Annotated in this window: 19 protein-coding genes and 1 riboswitch; of the genes, 4 read left to right on the top strand and 15 right to left on the bottom strand. The window is 34.2% G+C overall.

Translation table 11 applies throughout. The features are described 5' to 3' along the window. Nucleotide 1: 1 nt before the first annotated feature. Genes LJY17_RS14110 through LJY17_RS14085 form a run of 6 tightly spaced genes read right to left on the bottom strand, consistent with a single transcriptional unit; the run spans nt 2 to nt 5,243 of the window. Nucleotides 2-313 carry a TIGR03643 family protein gene (locus tag LJY17_RS14110; protein WP_250592814.1) on the bottom strand — a complete coding sequence of 104 codons (312 nt, stop codon included), beginning with the start codon at nt 311-313 and terminating at the stop codon, nt 2-4. A 7-nt stretch (nt 314-320) separates the two neighbouring features. Continuing rightward, nucleotides 321-1,847 (bottom strand): cryptochrome/photolyase family protein, encoded by a 1,527-nt coding sequence (locus tag LJY17_RS14105; RefSeq protein WP_264544454.1) that lies wholly within the window; start codon nt 1,845-1,847, stop codon nt 321-323. Then, nucleotides 1,844-3,157, bottom strand: coding sequence for a DASH family cryptochrome (locus tag LJY17_RS14100; protein WP_264544453.1), 1,314 nt, complete (start codon nt 3,155-3,157; stop codon nt 1,844-1,846). The genes LJY17_RS14105 and LJY17_RS14100 overlap by 4 nt, the downstream gene beginning before the upstream one ends. Further along, a complete protein-coding gene (locus LJY17_RS14095) occupies nt 3,135-3,284 on the bottom strand; it encodes a DUF2256 domain-containing protein (protein ID WP_264544452.1) in 150 nt (49 codons plus the stop codon). The genes LJY17_RS14100 and LJY17_RS14095 overlap by 23 nt, the downstream gene beginning before the upstream one ends. Then, nucleotides 3,265-4,572 (bottom strand): ABC1 kinase family protein, encoded by a 1,308-nt coding sequence (locus LJY17_RS14090; RefSeq protein ID WP_264544451.1) that lies wholly within the window; start codon nt 4,570-4,572, stop codon nt 3,265-3,267. Before LJY17_RS14090 ends, LJY17_RS14095 begins: the two co-directional genes overlap by 20 nt. After that, nucleotides 4,569-5,243, bottom strand: coding sequence for a TetR family transcriptional regulator C-terminal domain-containing protein (locus LJY17_RS14085; protein ID WP_264544450.1), 675 nt, complete (start codon nt 5,241-5,243; stop codon nt 4,569-4,571). The genes LJY17_RS14090 and LJY17_RS14085 overlap by 4 nt, the downstream gene beginning before the upstream one ends. A gap of 123 nt (nt 5,244-5,366) precedes the next feature. Between LJY17_RS14085 and gldA the strand changes: the two genes are divergently transcribed. Together gldA and LJY17_RS14075 are read left to right on the top strand one after the other, a co-directional pair. Next, entirely contained in the window at nt 5,367-6,260 is an 894-nt protein-coding gene (gene gldA / locus LJY17_RS14080) for a gliding motility-associated ABC transporter ATP-binding subunit GldA (protein WP_264544449.1), read from the top strand. Nucleotides 6,261-6,272: 12 nt separating this feature from the next. After that, nucleotides 6,273-6,845: a hypothetical protein gene (locus tag LJY17_RS14075; protein WP_264544448.1), complete on the top strand. Its 573-nt coding sequence runs from the start codon at nt 6,273-6,275 to the stop codon at nt 6,843-6,845. Here LJY17_RS14075 and metF read toward each other — a convergent pair. The 9 genes from metF to LJY17_RS14030 form a co-directional block, all read right to left on the bottom strand. Continuing rightward, nucleotides 6,842-7,798, bottom strand: coding sequence for a methylenetetrahydrofolate reductase [NAD(P)H] (gene metF / locus LJY17_RS14070; protein ID WP_264544447.1), 957 nt, complete (start codon nt 7,796-7,798; stop codon nt 6,842-6,844). The two genes, LJY17_RS14075 and metF, sit on opposite strands and share 4 nt — an antisense overlap. Before the next feature lies 1 nt (nt 7,799). Next, nucleotides 7,800-10,478, bottom strand: a complete 2,679-nt coding sequence (gene metH / locus LJY17_RS14065) for a methionine synthase (protein WP_264544446.1) — start codon at nt 10,476-10,478, stop codon at nt 7,800-7,802. Then, nucleotides 10,478-11,473 carry a homocysteine S-methyltransferase family protein gene (locus LJY17_RS14060; protein ID WP_319800132.1) on the bottom strand — a complete coding sequence of 332 codons (996 nt, stop codon included), beginning with the start codon at nt 11,471-11,473 and terminating at the stop codon, nt 10,478-10,480. The genes metH and LJY17_RS14060 overlap by 1 nt, the downstream gene beginning before the upstream one ends. Before the next feature lie 164 nt (nt 11,474-11,637). Next, nucleotides 11,638-11,739, bottom strand: a riboswitch (SAM riboswitch). A gap of 57 nt (nt 11,740-11,796) precedes the next feature. Continuing rightward, nucleotides 11,797-13,056: a trans-sulfuration enzyme family protein gene (locus tag LJY17_RS14055; RefSeq protein WP_264544445.1), complete on the bottom strand. Its 1,260-nt coding sequence runs from the start codon at nt 13,054-13,056 to the stop codon at nt 11,797-11,799. Nucleotides 13,057-13,081: 25 nt separating this feature from the next. Continuing rightward, nucleotides 13,082-13,507 (bottom strand): OsmC family protein, encoded by a 426-nt coding sequence (locus LJY17_RS14050; protein ID WP_264544444.1) that lies wholly within the window; start codon nt 13,505-13,507, stop codon nt 13,082-13,084. An 11-nt stretch (nt 13,508-13,518) separates the two neighbouring features. Further along, nucleotides 13,519-15,927 carry a bifunctional aspartate kinase/homoserine dehydrogenase I gene (thrA, locus tag LJY17_RS14045; protein WP_264544443.1) on the bottom strand — a complete coding sequence of 803 codons (2,409 nt, stop codon included), beginning with the start codon at nt 15,925-15,927 and terminating at the stop codon, nt 13,519-13,521. Between the two features lie 13 nt (nt 15,928-15,940). After that, a complete protein-coding gene (locus LJY17_RS14040; protein WP_264544442.1) occupies nt 15,941-16,912 on the bottom strand; it encodes an alpha/beta fold hydrolase in 972 nt (323 codons plus the stop codon). A 111-nt stretch (nt 16,913-17,023) separates the two neighbouring features. Then, the gene (locus LJY17_RS14035; RefSeq protein ID WP_264544441.1) at nt 17,024-17,473 is read right to left on the bottom strand and encodes an OsmC family protein; all 450 of its coding nucleotides are present in this window, start codon (nt 17,471-17,473) and stop codon (nt 17,024-17,026) included. A 10-nt stretch (nt 17,474-17,483) separates the two neighbouring features. Then, nucleotides 17,484-17,648, bottom strand: coding sequence for a hypothetical protein (locus tag LJY17_RS14030; protein ID WP_264544440.1), 165 nt, complete (start codon nt 17,646-17,648; stop codon nt 17,484-17,486). Between the two features lie 739 nt (nt 17,649-18,387). On the opposite strand from LJY17_RS14030, the gene metK reads away from it, so the two are divergent. Both metK and LJY17_RS14020 read left to right on the top strand, forming a co-directional pair. Further along, nucleotides 18,388-19,638 carry a methionine adenosyltransferase gene (metK, locus tag LJY17_RS14025; protein WP_264544439.1) on the top strand — a complete coding sequence of 417 codons (1,251 nt, stop codon included), beginning with the start codon at nt 18,388-18,390 and terminating at the stop codon, nt 19,636-19,638. Nucleotides 19,639-19,750: 112 nt separating this feature from the next. After that, a complete protein-coding gene (locus LJY17_RS14020; RefSeq protein ID WP_264544438.1) occupies nt 19,751-20,608 on the top strand; it encodes a porin family protein in 858 nt (285 codons plus the stop codon). The last annotated feature ends 62 nt before the right edge of the window (nt 20,609-20,670 follow it).

Below are 20,670 nucleotides of genomic sequence, written 5' to 3'. Positions count from 1 at the left end.
TTTATCTTTTTGATATCTTATTTCCTGTTATTTGTCTTTGTAAAGCACACTTAAATCGGTTAATCTCTGGATTGCGTTTTTGTGCATGTTTTTGACTTACACCCGAGTTCACTCTTTTTCGCCAAAGATTGAAAGACGAACGCTTTAATTCTTTTCTCATGATTTGGATTACCTCTTTTTCAGGAATTCCAAATTGATATTCAATAGCTTCAAAAGGCGTTCTGTCCTCCCATGCCATTTCTATGATTCTATCAATTTCAGCCTCTGTAAATGCCGAATTGGTTCTTGGCGCTATAATTTTCGCTACACTCATTTTGGATCTAACAATTTCTGGTTTGAATTAAATACTGAGCCCGTTGATTAATTTTATTTATTTCTTTTGAATCCATTTTATTTAGCAAGGCATACATCATTTTCATGCGCTGGTTGGTTTCAAAACGACTTCTATTCCGATCTAAAAAATGCCAATACAAACTATTAAAAGGACAACTGTTTTCTTCTGTTTTTGTTTTTTTGTCGTAGGTACAAGACGAACAATAATTACTCATTTTATCAATATAATTTCCTGATGAGATATACGGTTTTGTAGCCACAATTCCTCCATCAGCAAACTGACTCATTCCTCTAGTGTTAGGTAATTGTACCCATTCGATTGCATCTACATATACCCCTAAATACCAAGCATCCACTTCGTCTGGATGTGTTTCCATTAAAAGCGCATAATTGCCTAAGACCATTAATCGTTGAATGTGATGCGCGTAGGCATGATCCAATGAATTTTGCGCACAAGTGGCTACACATTTCATTTGGGATTTCCCTGTCCAAAAAACTTCGGGTAAAGGATGATGATTATCTAAAAAATTACTGGACTTTACTTCTTCAAACTTGTTCCAGTACACCATTCTTACGTATTCTCTCCATCCTAAAATTTGACGTATAAATCCTTCCACTTGGGCTAATACAATATGTTCTTGATTATTTAAGTAATATTCTTCTACTTTTTGCACCACTTCTTTTGGACTCAACATTTTTACATTCATAGCAAAAGATAAGTTAGAATGAAACAACAACACTTCTTCTGTATGCATGGCGTCTTGATAGGTTCCAAAATGAGGTAACAAATGAGTTAAAAAATAATCCAATTGTTCCAATGCTTGGGCTCTTGATTTAGGATAATTTGATGTAGTTACCGATTTCCCAAATGTGACAATCCCTCTTTCATTTAACCCTTCAACAATGTTTGTGACATCATTATTAAATTGAACAGCTGCTGGAATAGGCACTTGATTTTTCCATTTGTTTCTGTTTTCAGAATCGAAATTCCATTTTCCACCTACTGGTTTGTCATGAACCATTAAAATCTGGTGTTTTTTACGTAAGTGGCGATAAAAATTTTCAAGTAAATAATATTTCTTTTCCTTCCCTAAATCGGCAATATCTTGTAAACTACAATAAAAATGTTCCGACTCATAGGCTTTTATTTCAACAGAAAAAATTGATTTAAACTTTTTGAATTCTTGGTACAGACGGAATTCATCTGGCAATTGATACTGTATGGCTGAAATTTCGAATTGCGTTTGTAACAACGCTATGTTTTTTTCAAAAGAATGCTGATTATGCCGATCATTGATTTTAAAATAATAAACCTGACATCCTTTGGTTTGTAATTCTTCAGCAAAATTTCGCATAGCAGCAAAAAAAGCAACCACTTTTTGCTGGTGATGCCTCACATAATCGGTTTCCGATTGTACTTCCATCAACGCGTATAAATAACGTGATTGGTCTTCTTCCTGAAACCAAGAATGATTACTATTCAATTGGTCACCTAAAATCAAGCGTAAAATCATAACTCTACCGCTTTTTTAGTTAACCAAAGGTTTAGAAACACATGAAAATTATCGTAATTTTTGGCTTGTAAGTCAATATTGAATTTTCGATCTCTAGGATCATTTCCTACACCGGCTAAATAATTCCAATTCCCATAATTAGAATGCACATCATAATCAATTAAATAAGCTTCAAAATAACTCGCCCCAATACGCCAATCCTGTTCCATTTCTTTTGCAAAATAACTCGCAACGTTTTGTCTGCCTCTGTTGCTCATCCAACCTGTAGCTTTTAATTCCAACATATTAGCGTTGATAAAATCGTACTTGGTTTTTCCATTTATCCAATCATTAATGACATTTTCATTGGTTTTCCAATTATAATCTTGATTCAAAATTCCAGAAAGCTGAAACAAACGATTGCCATATTTCATGCTTACACATTTGAAAAAATCACGCCATAATAATTCGAATAAAACCCAATAAGTAGAGTCACTTTCTAGAACTTCGTTTTCAAACTTTCTAACCTCATGATAGATAGTTCGTGCCGAGAGCGACCCATTAGCCAACCAAGGAGAAAATTTTGTACTGTATTGAATACCTACTAATTCATTTCTTGTTTCTTTATAAGTAGTAATTTGTTGATGCTCCCAAATGTATTTTTTCAGATGACGTAAGGCTTCTGTTTCTCCTCCTTTACAAGGAAAAGCCGAGCGTTCATCTTCAACAATAGATTCGTAACCTAATTGTTCTACTGTAGGTATTGTAGAAGAAAAAGGCATTTCTATTTTTTTGAAGAGCACCTTCGGTTTTATAACTACTTCATTTACTGCCCATTTTTGTTCCACTTTTTTACGGTATGCAGTAAAAACATCAGGCAATTGCTCTATGGAAAAAGGTAAATTTGAGGGCTCAATTAAAAATTGATCATAATCAAATTTCCAATTCACAGTTGGAAATGCTGTTTTTATTTTTTGTTCGATACTTAGTTCTTCATACGTCCATTCTGCTTGAGTAATGATTGTATCGAATGGAAAAACTGCATGAATTTCTTCAAAAGCGCGAACTGCATCGGTTTGAAAAAAGTAAAAAGAAATATTGTTTTTAGACAAATTCTGCTGCAAATCAGCTAAAGTTTCCAATAAAAATTGCGCACGAAAAACTTCCATTTTTTTCCATCCATAGGGAGTGGATTCTAACCATGTTGGTTCAAGACAATACACTGCAATCACTTCGTCTGATTCTTGAATATGATTCCAAAAAGCAGCATCATGTGTTCGCAAATTATTTCTGAACCAAATGATTTTTTTATTTCCTTTTTCTGCACGCATCGCTACAATATTTTACTTCTTCCCAATTTTTTTCCCATTTCTTTCGCCAAGAAAATGGCTTTTCACAAGTAACACAAATCTTACTGGGCAAATACGATTTGTTCCCTTTATGATAAGTATTTTTCAAAGTCGTTGATTTTGATTTTGGCTTTGATATCAAACATTAAATTATATAAGCCAAAAAACGTCCTATTCACATAGATGAAATGTTTAGAACCACGATTCCCGTTCATTTTACGCAATTGTTTATCATTGGCAAACTTTTCACTGAGTGCTGCTATTTTTCCAAAAAACTCTGGATTTGCAAAATCGAATTCCGGTTTATGAATAGGTTCCGTAAAAACCGTCAGCAATTCATGAAACATAGCGGTGAAAAATTCGATTTCTTTTGGATTGTCTGTTGATTTTAAGATTTCTAATTCGAAAAGTTTCTTTTTAAAATAATCCATGTCTGCCAAAGCACTTGGTGTAGACACTTCAAAATAAGGTTTGTAAAACGAATCCGGAATTTGTTTCATACAACCAAAATCGATAGCAATTAAATTCGCTTCATCGTCTATTAAGAAATTCCCTGGATGCGGGTCTGCATGAAACTTTTTCAATTGGTGGATTTGGAACATATAAAAATTCCAAAGCGTTTGTCCCACTCGATTCCTTTTCTCTTGAGATGTTTCGGTATTACAGAATTCAGATAAATGCACTCCCTTCATCCAATCCATGGTTATGATTTTATCCGATGACAATTCCGGATAATAACTTGGAAGCTTTAAATTCTCTATGATTTGACATTCATTTCGAACCGTTTCACTTTGTTGTAATTCTAGTTTATAATCTGTTTCTTCCGTTAATTTATCTTCTACTTCTTGAAAATATTCATCGGAAGTACCTTGAAGATTAAACATGCGAACCGCAATTGGTTTTACCAAAGCTATATCAGTACTTATACTTTCTCTAACTCCTGGATATTGAATTTTTACAGCGAGCTCTTTACCATCTTTTTTAGCTCTATGAACTTGACCAATACTTGCCGCATTGATAGAATCGGGTGAAAATTCATCAAATAGTTCTTCTGGATATTTTTTAAAATAATTTTTAAATGTTTTACGCACTAAAGGCGCTGAAAGTGGAGGTACAGAGAATTGAGACAAAGAAAATTTTTCCACATACGATTGTGGCAATAAATTTTTCTCCATACTTAACATTTGCGCTACCTTTAGTGCACTCCCTTTTAATTCTTTCAAACCATCGTATATATCAGCGGCATTATTTTCATGAAGCTTATCTTTTGTTAGATTGGGATTCACTACTTTTTCACCATAATATTTAAGGTAATTTCCACCTACTTTTACCCCTGTAGTGACTAATTTCGCTACACGTTCTACTTTGTTGGTTGGAATAGAATCTATCTTTTTCATTTTTTTGAATTAAAATTTCCAAATTTTTCTTTCCAGATGAATTTTCCAAAATCTAGAATACTTTCGACAGGCACATTATACACCACATCAAAACTAGCTTTTACTGACTTTTCGATGAATACATCTGTTTTTTCGAAACTAGCAGAGGTATCTTCCATCCAATATTTTAAGATAGACATGAATTGCAACCAAGCTCCTTCGTGCACGACTCTATTCTGAATATCAGTAATTCGTTGATTTTCTATTTTATACGGAGTATCTAATACTGTTTTCACATAAGACAAGAAATCTTTTCGCAGTGATTTCAACTTCATTAGATTCTTCAAAGGCATTTTTTCTTGTTGCAACAAATGCATGACAAAACTTCTATTAGCCGTAGCTACTTCAAAGAAAGTGAAATAAAAACATGATAATTTTTGTGACGCATCATAATGTTCATAATCTGAAGAGTTAGACAACAACTCTAAGGTGTAGTGCAACATATCTGAAAAAAACTGTTCTTCTAAAGCTTCAAAAGAGGCAAAGTATTTGTAGAACTCTGCTTCCTCCATGCTATTATTTTTTGCAAACTCATATATAGAATTTGGTTTTTTCCCATTTATAAGTACATAATCAGTGTAAAGAGATACAATGTTATCCTTAGTTATTTCGAATGTTTTTTTCTTTGCCATGATTTCCAATATTTTGTTTAACAAATTTAAACAAATGATAAACAAAAAACTATTAAAGGACAATTAATTTACAATCAGGCTATAACTAAAATTTATTACTTTTGCTATAAATACAAACGAATTATGTCAATTGAAGTTCAAAATATTTCCAAAAGTTATGGTGCTCAAAAAGCGCTTGACAATGTTTCATTTACAGTAAAAAAAGGAGAAATTGTTGGTTTCTTGGGACCAAACGGTGCTGGAAAATCGACTTTAATGAAAATTTTGACAACCTACATCAATTCAGATGAAGGTATTGCCAAGGTTAATGATTTTGACGTAATTACTAATCAATTAGAAGTGCAAAAGTCAGTAGGTTACTTACCAGAACACAATCCGTTGTACTTAGATTTGTATGTAAGAGAGTATTTGACTTTTAATGCTGATGTGTACAAAGTAGAAAAATCTAGAATTGACGAAGTTATTACACTAACAGGACTTACTCCTGAAGCACATAAAAAAATTGGCCAACTATCTAAAGGGTATCGCCAACGTGTTGGATTAGCAACAGCACTATTACACAATCCTGATGTTTTGATTTTAGATGAACCTACAACAGGTTTAGACCCTAATCAATTAGTCGAAATACGTGAATTGATTAAAAACATAGGTAAAGACAAAACGGTATTCCTTTCTACACATATTATGCAGGAAGTTGAAGCTATTTGCGACCGAGTAATTATTATTAATCAAGGAAAAATTGTTGCTGACAACAACATTGACAACCTCATCACCGAAATAAACGAACAAATCATTGAAGTAGAGTTTGACAAAACTGTGGATGAAAACTTGGTTGCTCAAATTCCTAATATCACTTCATACATTCTAAACGGAAATCTTTGGCAATTTACATTTGCTGCTAGCGAAGATATGCGTTCTACTGTTTTTGATTTCGCACAGGCTAATGGATTAAAAACATTACAACTTTCACAGAAAAACAAAGATTTAGAAAGTGTGTTTAGGGAGAAAACGAAGTAATTTACTAACTAAATGACAAAAGAACGAAATTTTACAATAGCAAAATTAGAGTTTAGAAAACTAACAGATATTGATTTACTCTACATAACTGGATACACCATAATAGTTATTGCAAATTTATTCTTAGATAAAGGCAATAATTTTAATATTAAATTACAACTTACATTATTTTCTTCTGTAGTTATTGGAATGCAAACTTGTACTACTCCATTTGGATTAAGATTTAGAAATGTTTATTTCTCCTTAATATGGTTTAGTCTTAGTTTGCTATTTTTAATCAACAGTTATTCGCTTTGTTATATTCCTTTAATAACATTTATAGCATATCATATAATTCGTTTAGTTTTTTGGTTTCGATATGATCGAGAACTTATACCATTCTTCTTAGCAAAAGGTGGGTCGTTTAGATATAAAAGCAAAATTGAAAATAAAGCTGGCAATAAAAACGACAGAAATTTCACATATATATTATGTCTAATATGGGCATGCTATTTTATATTAACATTAGGAGGCATCATAAATGAAACAAAAAAAAACAAGGTTATAAAGACAAATAAAAAAATAGAACTAAAGTCAAACTACTAAAAAACTTCCTTAGCAATCTGTCTAATATTTTCTGCTTTCCCCATAGAATAGTAATGTAAAACCGGAATTCCAGCTTTTTGTAATTCCTTACTTTGCTCGATACACCATTCGATTCCTATTTCTTTTACAGCTTCATTATCTTTTGCTTTTACCACTGCCATGATTAAATCATCTGGTAAATCTACTTTGAAACGATGTGGTATTAAATTCAGTTGTTTTTTAGTCGAAATCGGTTTTAATCCTGGAATAATAGGAACCGTGATCCCTGAAGCACGACATTTGTCTACGAACTCAAAGAATTTTTTATTGTCAAAAAACATTTGAGTGATGATGTAATCTGCTCCGTTTTTGATTTTCTGCTTTAAGAAATAAATGTCACTGTCCAAGCTTGGTGCTTCCATGTGTTTCTCTGGATAACCCGCTACACCAATACAGAAATTTGTTTTATTCGTATTCTGTAAATCTGCATCCAGATAAATTCCGTTATTCAAGTTATTAATTTGAGTTACCAGTTCCGAAGCATACGAATGGCCTTCTTTTTCAGGTTTGAAATAGATTTCACTTTTTACAGCATCACCACGTAAAGCCACTACATTATCAATTCCTAAGAAATCCATATCGATTAGGAAATTCTCAGTATCTTCTTTAGTAAAACCACCACATAAAATATGCGGAATAGCATCTACCTGGTATTTATTCTGAATCGCCGAACAAATACCAACCGTTCCTGGACGTTTCTTAACGATTTTCTTTTCCAACAAACCATTTGGCAGTTCTTTAAATTCATATTCTTCGCGATGATAAGTTACATCTATAAATGGTGGTTTAAATTCCATTAACGGATCAATACTATCAAAAATGCATTGAATATTTTGTCCTTTTAACGGCGGTAAAATCTCGAAAGAGAATAATGATTTTCCGTTGGCTTTTTCTATATGTTGAGTTACTTTCATTTTAATCTGCTATGTTTGGGTTAAGCCATTTCTCGGCATATTCGTAAGTACAATTTCTTCGTTGAGCATAATCCTGAACCTGATCTTCTTTTATTTTTCCAAGTCCAAAATATTTACTTTCTGGATGTCCAAAATAATACCCTGATACCGAAGAAGCTGGCCACATCGCCATACTTTCCGTTAGTTTTACACCTATTTTTTCTTCTACGTTCAGCAAACTCCAAATCGATGGTTTTTCCAAATGATCGGGGCAAGCTGGATAACCAGGTGCTGGACGTATTCCTTTATAGTCTTCTTTAATTAATTCCTCGTTAGACAAATGTTCTTCGGATGCATATCCCCAAATCTCCTTACGGATTTTCTCATGCAGATATTCTGCAAATGCTTCTGCAAAACGATCGCCTAAAGCTTTCACCATGATAGAACTATAATCATCGTTGGCTTCTTCAAATTCTTTGGCTTTTTCATCAACCCCGAAACCAGTTGTCACACAAAAAGCTCCCATGTAATCCTTTTTGTTGCTTTCTTTTGGCGCAATAAAGTCTGCTAAAGCAATGTTTGGAGCACCAACGGTCTTTTGTGACTGCTGACGAAGCGTTAAGAAAGTTTCCAATACATTTCCGTTTTCATCATACAATTCGATGTCATCGTCTTTTACTTGATTCGCAGGAAAGATGCCGTAAATACCTTTGGCTTCTAACCAGTTTTCATCGAGTAATTGCTTCAGCATTTTCTGCGCATCGGCAAACAAAATCGTTGCCTGTTCCCCTACCACATTATCCGTTAGAATAGCAGGATATTTTCCAAACAATTGCCACGAACCGAAAAAAGGTGTCCAGTCGATATATGGCACCAATTCCTGCAACGGTACTTCAATGGTTTTTGCTCCGATGAAGTTCGGTTTTTTGGCTTCGAAATTATCCCAATTCAATTGCAGTTTATTGGCTCTTGCTTTTTCAATGGTATGGTAACTCTTATCGCGCTGACGGTTTAAAAAGGTTTCGCGAAATACTTCATATTCTGCACGGATAGTACTGGCGTATATTTTTCGGTCTTTGTTTAACAGATTTCCAGCTACGGTTACCGCTCGCGAAGCATCGTTTACGTGTACCACGGTTTGACGGTATTCCGGTGCGATTTTCACAGCCGTATGTGCACGCGAAGTCGTCGCCCCACCAATCATAATCGGGATTTGGATATCGCGTTTGTCCATTTCTTTGGCCAGATACACCATTTCATCCAACGAAGGCGTAATCAATCCGCTTAAACCGATAATATCTACATTTTCAGCAATGGCTGTTTCAATAATTTTCTCTGGTGGCACCATTACTCCTAAATCGATGATCTCAAAATTGTTACAAGCCAATACTACGGATACGATATTTTTACCAATGTCATGCACATCACCTTTTACAGTAGCCATCAATACTTTTCCAGCGGATGATGATTTTCCATCTTTTTCTGCTTCTATATAAGGTAGCAGATACGCCACGGCTTTTTTCATCACACGAGCTGATTTTACTACTTGTGGCAAGAACATTTTTCCGCTTCCAAACAAATCTCCTACCACATTCATTCCTGCCATCAGATTGATTTCGATGACTTCGATTGGTCTTGCTGCTGCTTGTCGGGCTTCTTCCACATCGGTTTCGATAAACTCGTCGATTCCTTTTACCAAGGCATGCGTAATTCTATCCTGTAAAGAGCCGTTTCGCCACTCCTGAATTGCTTTTTCATTGGATTTAACATCACCTTTGTAGCTTTCAGCCAATTCCAAAAGTCTTTCAGTAGCATCATCTCGTCTATCCAATAAAACATCTTCAACATATTCCAATAAAGTAGGATCGATTTCATCGTACACTTCCAACATTTCTGGGTTCACAATACCCATTGTCATCCCATGTTTGATAGCATGGTACAAGAATGCAGAATGCATCGCTTCACGTACTTTGTCATTTCCTCGGAACGAAAATGAAACATTACTCACACCCCCTGAGATATTCGCATAAGGTAGATTTTCACGAATCCATTTGGTAGCCAAAAAGAAGTCCAACGCATTACGACGATGTTCTTCCATACCAGTAGCTACCGGGAAAATGTTTGGATCAAAAATGATGTCTTCTGCAGGGAAGTTGATTTCGTTTACTAAAATATCATACGAACGCTTACATATTTCGATACGACGTTCATAGGTATCGGCCTGACCAATCTCATCAAACGCCATTACAATTACTGCCGCTCCATAACGTTTTACCAACTTTGCATGGTGTAAAAAGGCTTCTTTTCCTTCTTTCAAACTGATGGAATTCACCACGCATTTTCCTTGCGCTACTTTTAGACCAGCTTCAATAATTTCCCACTTGGAACTGTCGACCATAACTGGCACCCTTGAAATATCAGGTTCAGCGGCAATCAGATTCAAGAATTTGGTCATGGCATATACGCCGTCCAACATTCCTTCATCCATGTTGATATCGATGATCTGCGCACCGCCTTCTACTTGGGCGCGAGCAATATCGAGTGCTTCTTCGTAGTTGCCTTCTTTAATTAAACGTAAAAATTTTCGCGAACCGGTTACGTTAGTACGTTCACCTACATTTACGAAATTGGTTTCGGGGGTAACGATTAAAGGTTCTAATCCCGAAAGTTTTAAATATTTATTACAAGCTCCTTCATTCATTATGCTTCCTCCAGTACTCTTGGTTTGTAATTTGCGGCCACTTCAGCAATTAACTTGATGTGCTCCGGTGTAGTTCCACAGCAACCGCCTATAATATTGATTAAATTATCATCTAAGTATTCTTTGATTAAAACCTGCATTTCTTCTGCGGTTTGATCGTATTGTCCGAAAGCATTAGGTAATCCTGCATTGGGATGCGCCGAAATGTTAAACGAGGTATTGTGTGCCAAACGTTTTAAATACGGCTTCAACTGATCGGCTCCTAAAGCACAATTGAATCCAACACTCAACAACGGAATGTGTGAAATTGAAATCAGAAATGCTTCCACGGTTTGTCCCGATAAGGTTCTGCCGGAAGCATCTGTAATCGTTCCGGAAACCATGATAGGAATATCAAGATTACGTTCTTCTTTTACTTCTTCAATTGCAAAAAGAGCCGCTTTAGCGTTTAATGTATCGAAAATTGTTTCTACTAACAGAATATCGCTTCCGCCATCGATTAGCGCTTCTACTTGCTCTTTGTAAGCAATGCGTAGCTCATCGAAAGTGACTGCACGGAATCCCGGATCATTGACATCGGGACTCATACTCGCAGTACGATTGGTTGGGCCAATAGAACCTGCCACAAAGCGTGGTTTATCGGTAAATTCATCTGCTACTTCGCGGGCAATTTTAGCCGATTCGTAATTTAACTCATATACCAAATCTTCCATATGATAGTCAGCCATACCAATGGTAGTTCCTGAAAACGTATTGGTTTCCACGATATCGGCACCAGCTTCAAAATAAGCGCGGTGGACAGATTTAACGGCTTCCGGTTGGGTTAGCGACAGTAAATCGTTATTCCCTTTTAGTGGATGTGGAAAATCTTTGAAACGCACACTTCGAAAATCTTCTTCTTCGAATTTATAACGCTGCAACATAGTACCCATCGCTCCATCAAGAACGAGGATTCTTTTTTGTATTTCGTCGTAAATGTTTGCTTTTTGCGGCATGATAACAAAAAATCTAAATGTTTATTAACTAGCCCCGATAGTAGCAACTACCTTGTAGTGCGAATAGCGGGAAAATGGATTGCAAAAAAGCCCAAGCCTTTCGCTACCAATTTTTACACATAAAATGTCATCATGAAATACAGAGAGATACTAAAAAAGTATTCTTGTTATCTTTCCCCAAAATGGAGTAGAATGTAGCACCTTCTACAAGAGTAGGGTTGCTAAGGCTTCACTGGGTCTATTCCCTCTGCCTTTCGTGATAACTTCAGTTTGTATAAGAACAGGGCAAAACTACTACCTATTTTTATAGAAACCAAATTTTTTTAAGACAGCGCTTGTTGGAGGTCATTAATAACATCCTGAACTGTTTCTAAACCGACTGAAACACGAACCAAACCATCAGTAATGCTTACAGCCAAACGCTCTTCTTCTGTTAGTTTACTATGAGTTGTTGAGGCCGGATGCGTTACAATCGTTCTTGTATCACCTAAATTGGCCGAAAGCGAACACAATTGAATTTTATCTAAAAATTTACGTCCTGCTTCGATACCTCCTTTAATTTCAAAAGCTACGATATTCCCTCCTAAACGCATTTGCTTTTTGGCAATTTCATATTGTGGATGTGATTTCAAGAAAGGATATTTCACTTGTTTTACGTTTGGATGACTTTCTAGAAACTCAGCTACTTTCACTGCATTTTCACAGTGTCTTTCTACACGAATTGGTAATGTTTCTAAACTTTTAGATAATACCCATGCATTAAAAGGCGACAAAGCTGGTCCTGTATTTCTTGAAAAAAGATAAATCTCACGAATTAAATCAGCTCTTCCGACAGTCACTCCTCCTAGTACTCGACCTTGACCGTCGATTAATTTAGTAGCAGAATGCACGACCAAATGGGCTCCGTATTGAATTGGATTTTGTAAAAAAGGCGTTGCAAAACAGTTATCGACAATTAAAATCAAGTTGTATTTTTTTGCAATTTGTCCTAACAATTCTAAATCGATAATATCTACAGCTGGATTGGTTGGTGATTCAGCAAAAAGTATTTTGGTATTTGGCTGAATGTAACTCTCGATCGTTTCAGGTTTGTTGATGTCGAAATAACTTGTTGTAATATTCCATTTCGGGAAATACTTAGTAAACAACGTATGTGTAGAACCAAAAACACTTCCTACGGAAACAATATGATCGCCAGCTTCCAATAAAGCTGCAAACGTTGAATACACAGCTGCCATTCCTGTCGCAAAAGCGTATCCGTCTTCAGCCCCTTCCATCTTGCAAATTTTTTCTACAAACTCACTTGTATTTGGATTGGTGAATCGACTGTAAATATTGCGTTCTTTTTTTCGCAAAAGTGCAGTTATTTGCCCAGGGATGCCAAGAACCCCAATTTTATTTTCATCGGAATTTATTCCTAGTCTGTTTGGGGTTTCTTCTGTAAAAGAGGCACGCATATCTTCCGCATCTTCAAAAACGAAACTTGATGTTAGATATAACGGAACGGAATGTTCTAAAAACTGGGTTCTTTCTGTTTGGATACGAATCGCTTGGGTTTCAAATCCGAATGCTGAATTGCTCATTGTCTATTGTTTGTTGTTTATTATTTTATGCTCTTTGAGCATTTACTTTAACTTGATAATCGATTGTTGCTGTTGGTTCTAATGTTTTAGAAACAGAACAATATTTTTCGAAAGATAATTGTGCTGCTTTTTGAGCTTTTTGTTCATCTATATCTCCTTCTAAATAAATAGTTACTACAATTTTTTTGAATGGCTTAGCCTCATCAATTTGAACTCTTTCGCCCTCTACTTCTGTATAATAACTTGTAATATTTTGTCTTTGCTTTTTTAGTATTGAAATGACATCGATAGCGCTGCAACCTGCTACGCCCATTAACAATAATTCCATTGGACTTGGCGCTAAATCGTTACCGCCGAATTCTTTTTTGTTGTCCAAATACACCTTATGACCGCGTTCATTTTGCAATTCAAAATGATAATCCTGATCTATTCTTTTTAATGTAATTTTCATGATTTCACTTATTATCCTTTATCTGCAATTCGTAATATGTCTCCAAAAACACCTCTTGCCGTTACCGAAGCTCCTGCTCCTGCACCTTGAATAACAATTGGTCTTTCTCCATACGATTCTGTGTAGATTTCAAAAATTGAGTCGGAACCTCTCAACTGTCCTAAAGCAGAACTTTCTGGAACAGAAACCAATTTAACTTCCAAAATCCCTTTGTCTTGTTGTAGATCACCAGAAAGTTCTCCTATATAACGAAGCACATTTCCTTTACGTTGACTAAGCTTGATTTTATTATAATGATCATCAAGCTCTTGTAGATTAATTAAAAACTCAGATGTAGAAAGGCTTCTTAACGATTCAGGAATAAGGTTTTCTATAGAAATTTCATCAAACTCATTTTTTAAATCTAACTCACGTGCTAAGATTAAAAGTTTTCTAGCCACATCGTTTCCGCATAAATCTTCGCGAGGATCTGGTTCGGTATAACCATTACTTATAGCTTCTTTTAGCACTTCACTAAACTTTTTATCTTCGTTTGAAAAATAATTAAACAAAAAACTTAATGAACCTGAAAAAACACCTTTTATTCTGGTTATGTTTTCACCAGAAAGATGTAATAACTTGATAGTATCAATAAGTGGTAATCCTGCGCCAACGTTGGTTTCGTACAAATATGTTTTTTGGTTTTTGTCGAGTGTATTTCTAAGTTTTTTATAAAACTCGTAGCTAAGCGTATTCGCCACTTTATTTGATGAAACTAAATCAAAACTGTTTTCTATTAATTCAAAATAGTTTTGTGCAAATTCTTTACTCGCTGTGTTATCTATAGCTATTAGGTTTTCCAAATGATTTTCTTTGGCAAAATTTACCACATCAGTAATAGAATATTTTATCCCTTTTTCAGAAATCTCTTCACGCCAGTTTTCAGAATTTCCATCTTTTTTAAGCAATACTTTTTTAGAATTAGCAATGGCAAAAAGATTTAATTTTATGTCTTTCTTCTCTTCTATTTTCTTAGCAGAAGTAAGTATTTGGTTTATTAATGTTCCGCCTACAACTCCGTGTCCAAAAACAGCAATGTTGATTTTTTTTGTTACTCCAAATATTTCTCCATGAATCACATTTAAAGCTCTGTTTAAATCTTCCTTTTTGATTACTAAACTTATATTTCTACCCGTAGTAGTATTATTAAACAAAATTGGAACCACTTTATTTCTTATTAAAGCTGTATAAGGCTTATGGAAAGTACTTAGATCCTGTCCTATGATTGATATTACCGAAATATTATCATCAACCGTTATTTTATTGACATCGCGAGTATAGAAATCATTTTCAAACTCTTTTTCCAGTCCAATTAATGCTTCCGAAGCTTTATCTGTGTTGACAACAATACCTATTCCGCGTTCTGAAGAACCTTGTGAAATAATACTAACACTAATGTTATTATCTGCCATTACTCTAAAAATTCTGGCATCAACACCTGTTTTCCCTAAAAGGCCTCTGCCTTCAAGATTGATAAGTGATACATTATTTAAAACTGAAAGTGATTTTATTCCTTCGTCTGTTTGCTCTGAAGTAATGAGCGTCCCTGCATTTTCAGGATTGAAAGTATTTAGAATACGAAGGGGAATGTTTTTTTCTACGAGTGGAATTATTGTTTTGGCGTGTAGAATATTGGTTCCAAAATTTGCCAACTCGTTTGCTTCATTAAAAGATAGCTTTTCAATTTTTTTAGCATCAGCAACTAATTCTGGGTTTGCTGTGTAAATTCCGTCTACATGAGTGAAGTTTTGAAATTCTTCGGCATCAAGATAATTAGCCAATAATGATGCTGTGTAATTACTTCCGTTTCGACCAAGTGTCGTTGTTTCGCCAGTAACTGTTGAAGCAATAAAACCAGTTACTACGTGAATTTCATCTTCATTATCAAAAAACTTAAGAACATTCTTTTTAGAAATCGTATCGATAGGCTGCGCATTTCCAAAGTTTGCATCTGTTTTAATAAGCCCTCTAGTGTCTACGTATTTTGCCTTAAGTCCCTTTGAAGTTAAAATTTGAGTAACATACTTGGCCGATAAAATTTCTCCGAAGGCAATAATTTGATCTTTTATTTTATCACTATAATCGCCAAGTAATTTAACGCCTTCAAACAATTTTGCCAATGTTTCATACTCTTGATAAAAAAGAGATTCTTCTACATCGTGCGTTTGATATTTTACAAATTGTTCAAATTGGCGTTCGTAAGGCTTTCCGCTTTGTGCCAACTGAAGAATTTCTAATAATTCATCTGTTGCATTGCCTCTTGCAGATACTACCACAGCAATTTTTTCGCCATCAAAATATCGTTTGGCAATAATGTCTATTACCTGATTTATTCCTTTTTCGTTTGATAGAGATTTACCTCCAAATTTTAAAATTTTCATTGTCTTGTTTGTTTTAGTAATTAAAAATGGGTGCTAAAAATTTGTTTAGTTGTTTGTATTCAATCAAAAATGCATCATGTCCGTGTATTGATTGAATTTCATAAAACTGAACTTCTATTGTGTTGTGTTGTTTAAGCTTAGTAAAAACATTTTTAGTCTCATTGGTTGTAAAAAAGTAATCAGTATTTACAGCCACTAAGTGAATACTAGTTGTTGTGTGTTTAATTGTGTTTAGTATATATTGTTCATCATAGTTCTCTCCTATTGTTTTTAATAAATGATTCATTAGTTTATAGGCTGAAAGTGTAAATCTTTGTGACAATTTATTGCCGTGATGTAATAACCAGCTTTCGACTTTATACAAATCATTTTCTTTGTTTTTCTCGTTTTTAAATTTTTCTTGCAAAGACTCTGGCGTTCTATACAAAAGCATGGCATGTAATCTTGCATCATGTATTGGATTATCCGAATTATTTAAAATTGCATCCTGAACTAAAACATTTGCAATCAACCAATCTGAAGACTTCCAACTTGTTGCAATGGGAATTAGATTATCAATACTATTTGGTTTTAAAAAAAGCATTTCCCAAGCAATTCCCCCTCCTAAGCTCCCACCTATTACTGCAAAAAGCTTGTCAATTTTTAGTTCTTCTAAACCTTTCCAAAAAATTAAAGCAATATCTTTTGTTCCAAATTCTTTATAGTTTTCAGTTAGTCCTTCTTCATTTTCAAATCCATTGCCAGGAATATTAAAAGCTATAATTGTAAATTTTTGTATGTCGATTGTTCCTCCTTCACTGATTAAATCTTTCCACCAACCGTTATCGCCAGCCACATTCGAATTTCCTGTCAAAGCATGATTTACTAAAACTATTGGTGCCTTACCTAGTTGTTTTCCAAAAATTTGATAGGTAAGAACAACATCTATTGTTCTATCAATTTTTAGTTTAAAATCTTTAATCTCTATTTTATATAATTCTTCCAAAACTTCTTTTTTAAAAACTGCCCCCAGCCTAAACTCCAGAGGCAGTTTTAACAAACAAAAAACAAAAAACTAAATAGATTTCACTATGGAGAAACCTATTATTATTGTGGGTTACGCTGCATTAAATTCTTTCAATAATGTCAGCGAAACTGGTGTTTCATTAATTAAATTATCTCTTAGAGGACATCTCTCCTTTACCTTATCCATCCATTGTTTCAAAATATCAATTGGAGCATCAGAAGTTGGTTTAATCAATACTTCGATTTTTCTAAAGCCTGCTCTTGAACGAGTTTTTAATCCTTCTGCTCTTTTTGTTTCTAGCTCACCAGAAACCTGAACTTCAAGCGATTTCAATTCAACTCCCAATTCAATAGCAACCAACTTCCCAACCGCATTAATACTTCCTGCAAATCCTGCCAAAAGGTATTCTGCTGGTGAAGGAATTTTATCTTGCTCATCAGCAACTGAATTACTTATACCCAAACTAATTTGTGATGATTTCACCAAAAATTGGTTTCCGTTTCCTGAATATCCTGATATGCTTATTACTTTATTGCTCATAACTTTTGATTTATATGAATAAAATTTCGTTTTCACCAGAATTGATTTGAACTAACAATCTTTCTGCAATGGTTACTTTAAAATCTTTTTTTAAATCAGATACATTTTGTACTCCACTAAACGAGTCTGACATTCTACTTTTTCTTCTTTTTAAATTGTTTTTAATTCCTAACATGGCTTAAATTTTTATTGAATTTGTAATTACTTTTTTTTTGAAAGGTGACAGAATAAAAAAAGTCCTTTCGGTGGGTTACCAAAAGGACTCTTAGTTTTGAACTATAACTAAAAATTAACTATTCCGCTTTTGGCAACCATGATATATGTGATACATACGAGTAATACACGTACACATACACATCATCATTGAAATATTTTTAATATTATTTGTTGCCTTAGTTTTCATTTTACTGTAATCTGATAATTTTAAATTTAAGTTTTACGTTGGTCTTAGTGTTAATAAAAAAGCCTCTGCAGTTGCAGAGGCTTTAGCTATATATTTTTGATTTGATTCAAAATTAAGTAACAGTGTCCTCTGCGGAATACTTCCACATTGATGTAATACACATATATCCCTTAATTGAATTCATTTTTTCTTTCGTTTTGATGTTGCAAAGTTTAGAAGTAATTCTGAATTGACCAAACAAAAAAACAAAATTTAACAATATTTCTTTTTTAGGTTATATTTAAATACTACGTATTTACAAATTTGAATATTTCATAAATTATCAAAAAAAAGTTAAGAATAATTTGGAATTCAAATTCGTTTCATACATTTGCACTCGAAAATCGTGAGGAAAAATTTGTACTGATTGCAACCTCAATAAAAAATGCTAAAGCAGAAAACTCCTTTAGCACTTTCCCTGCAATCTTATTTTTTTTATCTTCACTAAAATTAATTAAAAAATAATTTTATTATGGCATATTTATTTACGTCAGAATCTGTAAGTGAAGGACATCCAGACAAAGTGGCTGATCAAATTTCTGATGCATTAATTGATAACTTTTTAGCATTCGATCCAGAGTCTAAAGTAGCTTGTGAAACTTTAGTTACTACTGGTCAGGTGGTTTTAGCCGGAGAGGTTAAATCTAAAACATACCTTGATGTGCAAAGCATTGCTCGTGAAGTAATTAAAAAAATTGGTTACACTAAGAGCGAATATATGTTTGAGGCAAATTCATGTGGTGTTTTATCTGCAATTCACGAACAATCTCAAGATATTAATCAAGGAGTTGACAGAGCTAGTAAAGAAGAACAAGGAGCTGGTGACCAAGGAATGATGTTTGGTTATGCAACTAATGAGACTGCAGACTATATGCCTCTAGCTTTGGATTTATCTCATAAATTGTTACAAGAATTAGCAGCTTTAAGAAGAGAAAATTCGGTAATCACATACTTACGCCCTGATGCAAAATCACAGGTAACTTTAGAATACGATAACAACAACAAACCAGTTCGTATCGATGCTATTGTAATTTCGACTCAACATGACGATTTTGGTCCTGAAGCAGAAATGTTAGCTAAAATTAAAAAAGATATTATTGAGATATTAATTCCTAGAATTATTGCTAAATACCCTCAGTACGCGCATTTATTTAACGATAAAATTCAGTACCACATCAACCCAACAGGAAAATTCGTAATTGGAGGACCTCACGGAGATACAGGTTTAACAGGAAGAAAAATTATTGTTGATACATATGGTGGAAAAGGAGCACACGGAGGTGGAGCTTTCTCAGGAAAAGATCCTTCAAAAGTTGACCGCTCTGCTGCGTATGCAACACGTCATATCGCTAAAAATTTAGTGGCTGCTGGTGTAGCTGAGGAAATTTTAGTTCAGGTTTCATATGCTATTGGAGTGGCTAAACCAATGGGAATTTACATTAATACATACGGGACTTCTAAACTTAATTTGACTGATGGCGAAATCGCTAAAAAAGTAGAAGAGATTTTTGACATGAGACCTTATTTCATTGAACAAAGATTAAAATTAAGAAACCCAATTTATAGCGAAACAGCTGCTTACGGGCATATGGGACGTAAACCAGAAACAGTTACAAAAACTTTTAAATCTCCAAATGGAAATGAAAAAACAGTTACGGTAGAATTGTTTACTTGGGAAAAATTAGACTATGTTGATCAAGTAAAAGCAGCTTTTAACTTGTAACGAAATACGTTTATCGATTAAAACCGGCTTTATGTCGGTTTTTTTTATTGCAAATTTTTAACTCTCATTTTAAAAGATACATTTGCCTAAAAATTTCTAAAACAATCTAAAAATGAAAAAGTTAATGTTATGCATGGTAGCGATTGCAGCTTTGTCTTCTCAAAGCATTTTCGCCCAAGATGTGCCATCTGGAAAAGGAATCTACTTTAAAGTTAATGGCGGTTATAATTTTGCTATTAGCAATTCGCAACACAGTCTTTATGAAACACCTATTGTTATTGCCTCATCAACTCCATTTTGGAATATCACCGAAACTACTGGAGATGATCAATATGAAGTTATAGATGTAAACTTGGGCAAAGGGCTAAATTTTGGAGGAACATTTGGCTATATGTTTAACGATCGTTTTGGTGCAGAGTTAACTGTCGATTATTTAATGGGAAGTAAGACTGAGGCAAAACATAGAGAAACTAGTGGAGAAGAAACAATTCAAAAGCTTTACTCTAAAATGATTCAAATTAAACCAACATTTGTTTTATCAGGCGGATATTCAAAAGTTAATCCATATGCCAAATTTGGAGCCATAATAGGTTCAGGAAAAATATTTGAAGAGTACACTAATACTGGAGGTGGTAGCACATATGAGGCAAAAGCTGAAGCTAAAGGAGGTATTGCTTTTGGGTTTCATGCAGGAATTGGTATTAATTTTGGATTAACTTCTAATCTTTCACTTTTCGGGGAATTAAATATGAACAACTTATCTTACGCTCCTGAAAAAGGTAAATTAACTAAATTCATTGAAAATGGGGTTGACCAAATGTCAACTTTAGACGTAAATGAAAGAGAATATCAATACTCTGACAATCCAAATTTAAACTCATCAAACCCTAATCAACCATCTCAAGGACCAAAAACTTCTTACAATTTTGGAACATTAGGAATAAACATTGGTCTAAAGTACAGCTTATAATAATTCATTTATTATTTGTTTTTTGTTTTTAAAAGAAAAGCCTCGCAATGCGAGGCTTTATA

It is taken from the genome of Flavobacterium hankyongi (assembly GCF_036840915.1).
Lineage (GTDB): Bacteria > Bacteroidota > Bacteroidia > Flavobacteriales > Flavobacteriaceae > Flavobacterium > Flavobacterium hankyongi.
This window is presented reverse-complemented; position numbering and strand designations above follow the sequence as displayed.

Bases quoted from the DNA above. Each gene is read 5' to 3' on its own strand.
- LJY17_RS14110 (WP_250592814.1), bottom strand. From the start codon at position 313: ATGAGTGTAGCGAAAATTATAGCGCCAAGAACCAATTCGGCATTTACA.
- LJY17_RS14105 (WP_264544454.1), bottom strand. From the start codon at position 1,847: ATGATTTTACGCTTGATTTTAGGTGACCAATTGAATAGTAATCATTCT.
- LJY17_RS14100 (WP_264544453.1), bottom strand. From the start codon at position 3,157: ATGCGTGCAGAAAAAGGAAATAAAAAAATCATTTGGTTCAGAAATAAT.
- LJY17_RS14090 (WP_264544451.1), bottom strand. From the start codon at position 4,572: ATGAAAAAGATAGATTCTATTCCAACCAACAAAGTAGAACGTGTAGCG.
- LJY17_RS14085 (WP_264544450.1), bottom strand. From the start codon at position 5,243: ATGGCAAAGAAAAAAACATTCGAAATAACTAAGGATAACATTGTATCT.
- gldA (WP_264544449.1), top strand. From the start codon at position 5,367: ATGTCAATTGAAGTTCAAAATATTTCCAAAAGTTATGGTGCTCAAAAA.
- LJY17_RS14075 (WP_264544448.1), top strand. From the start codon at position 6,273: ATGACAAAAGAACGAAATTTTACAATAGCAAAATTAGAGTTTAGAAAA.
- metF (WP_264544447.1), bottom strand. From the start codon at position 7,798: ATGAAAGTAACTCAACATATAGAAAAAGCCAACGGAAAATCATTATTC.
- metH (WP_264544446.1), bottom strand. From the start codon at position 10,478: ATGAATGAAGGAGCTTGTAATAAATATTTAAAACTTTCGGGATTAGAA.
- LJY17_RS14060 (WP_319800132.1), bottom strand. From the start codon at position 11,473: ATGCCGCAAAAAGCAAACATTTACGACGAAATACAAAAAAGAATCCTC.
- LJY17_RS14055 (WP_264544445.1), bottom strand. From the start codon at position 13,056: ATGAGCAATTCAGCATTCGGATTTGAAACCCAAGCGATTCGTATCCAA.
- LJY17_RS14050 (WP_264544444.1), bottom strand. From the start codon at position 13,507: ATGAAAATTACATTAAAAAGAATAGATCAGGATTATCATTTTGAATTG.
- thrA (WP_264544443.1), bottom strand. From the start codon at position 15,927: ATGAAAATTTTAAAATTTGGAGGTAAATCTCTATCAAACGAAAAAGGA.
- LJY17_RS14035 (WP_264544441.1), bottom strand. From the start codon at position 17,473: ATGAGCAATAAAGTAATAAGCATATCAGGATATTCAGGAAACGGAAAC.
- LJY17_RS14030 (WP_264544440.1), bottom strand. From the start codon at position 17,648: ATGTTAGGAATTAAAAACAATTTAAAAAGAAGAAAAAGTAGAATGTCA.
- metK (WP_264544439.1), top strand. From the start codon at position 18,388: ATGGCATATTTATTTACGTCAGAATCTGTAAGTGAAGGACATCCAGAC.
- LJY17_RS14020 (WP_264544438.1), top strand. From the start codon at position 19,751: ATGAAAAAGTTAATGTTATGCATGGTAGCGATTGCAGCTTTGTCTTCT.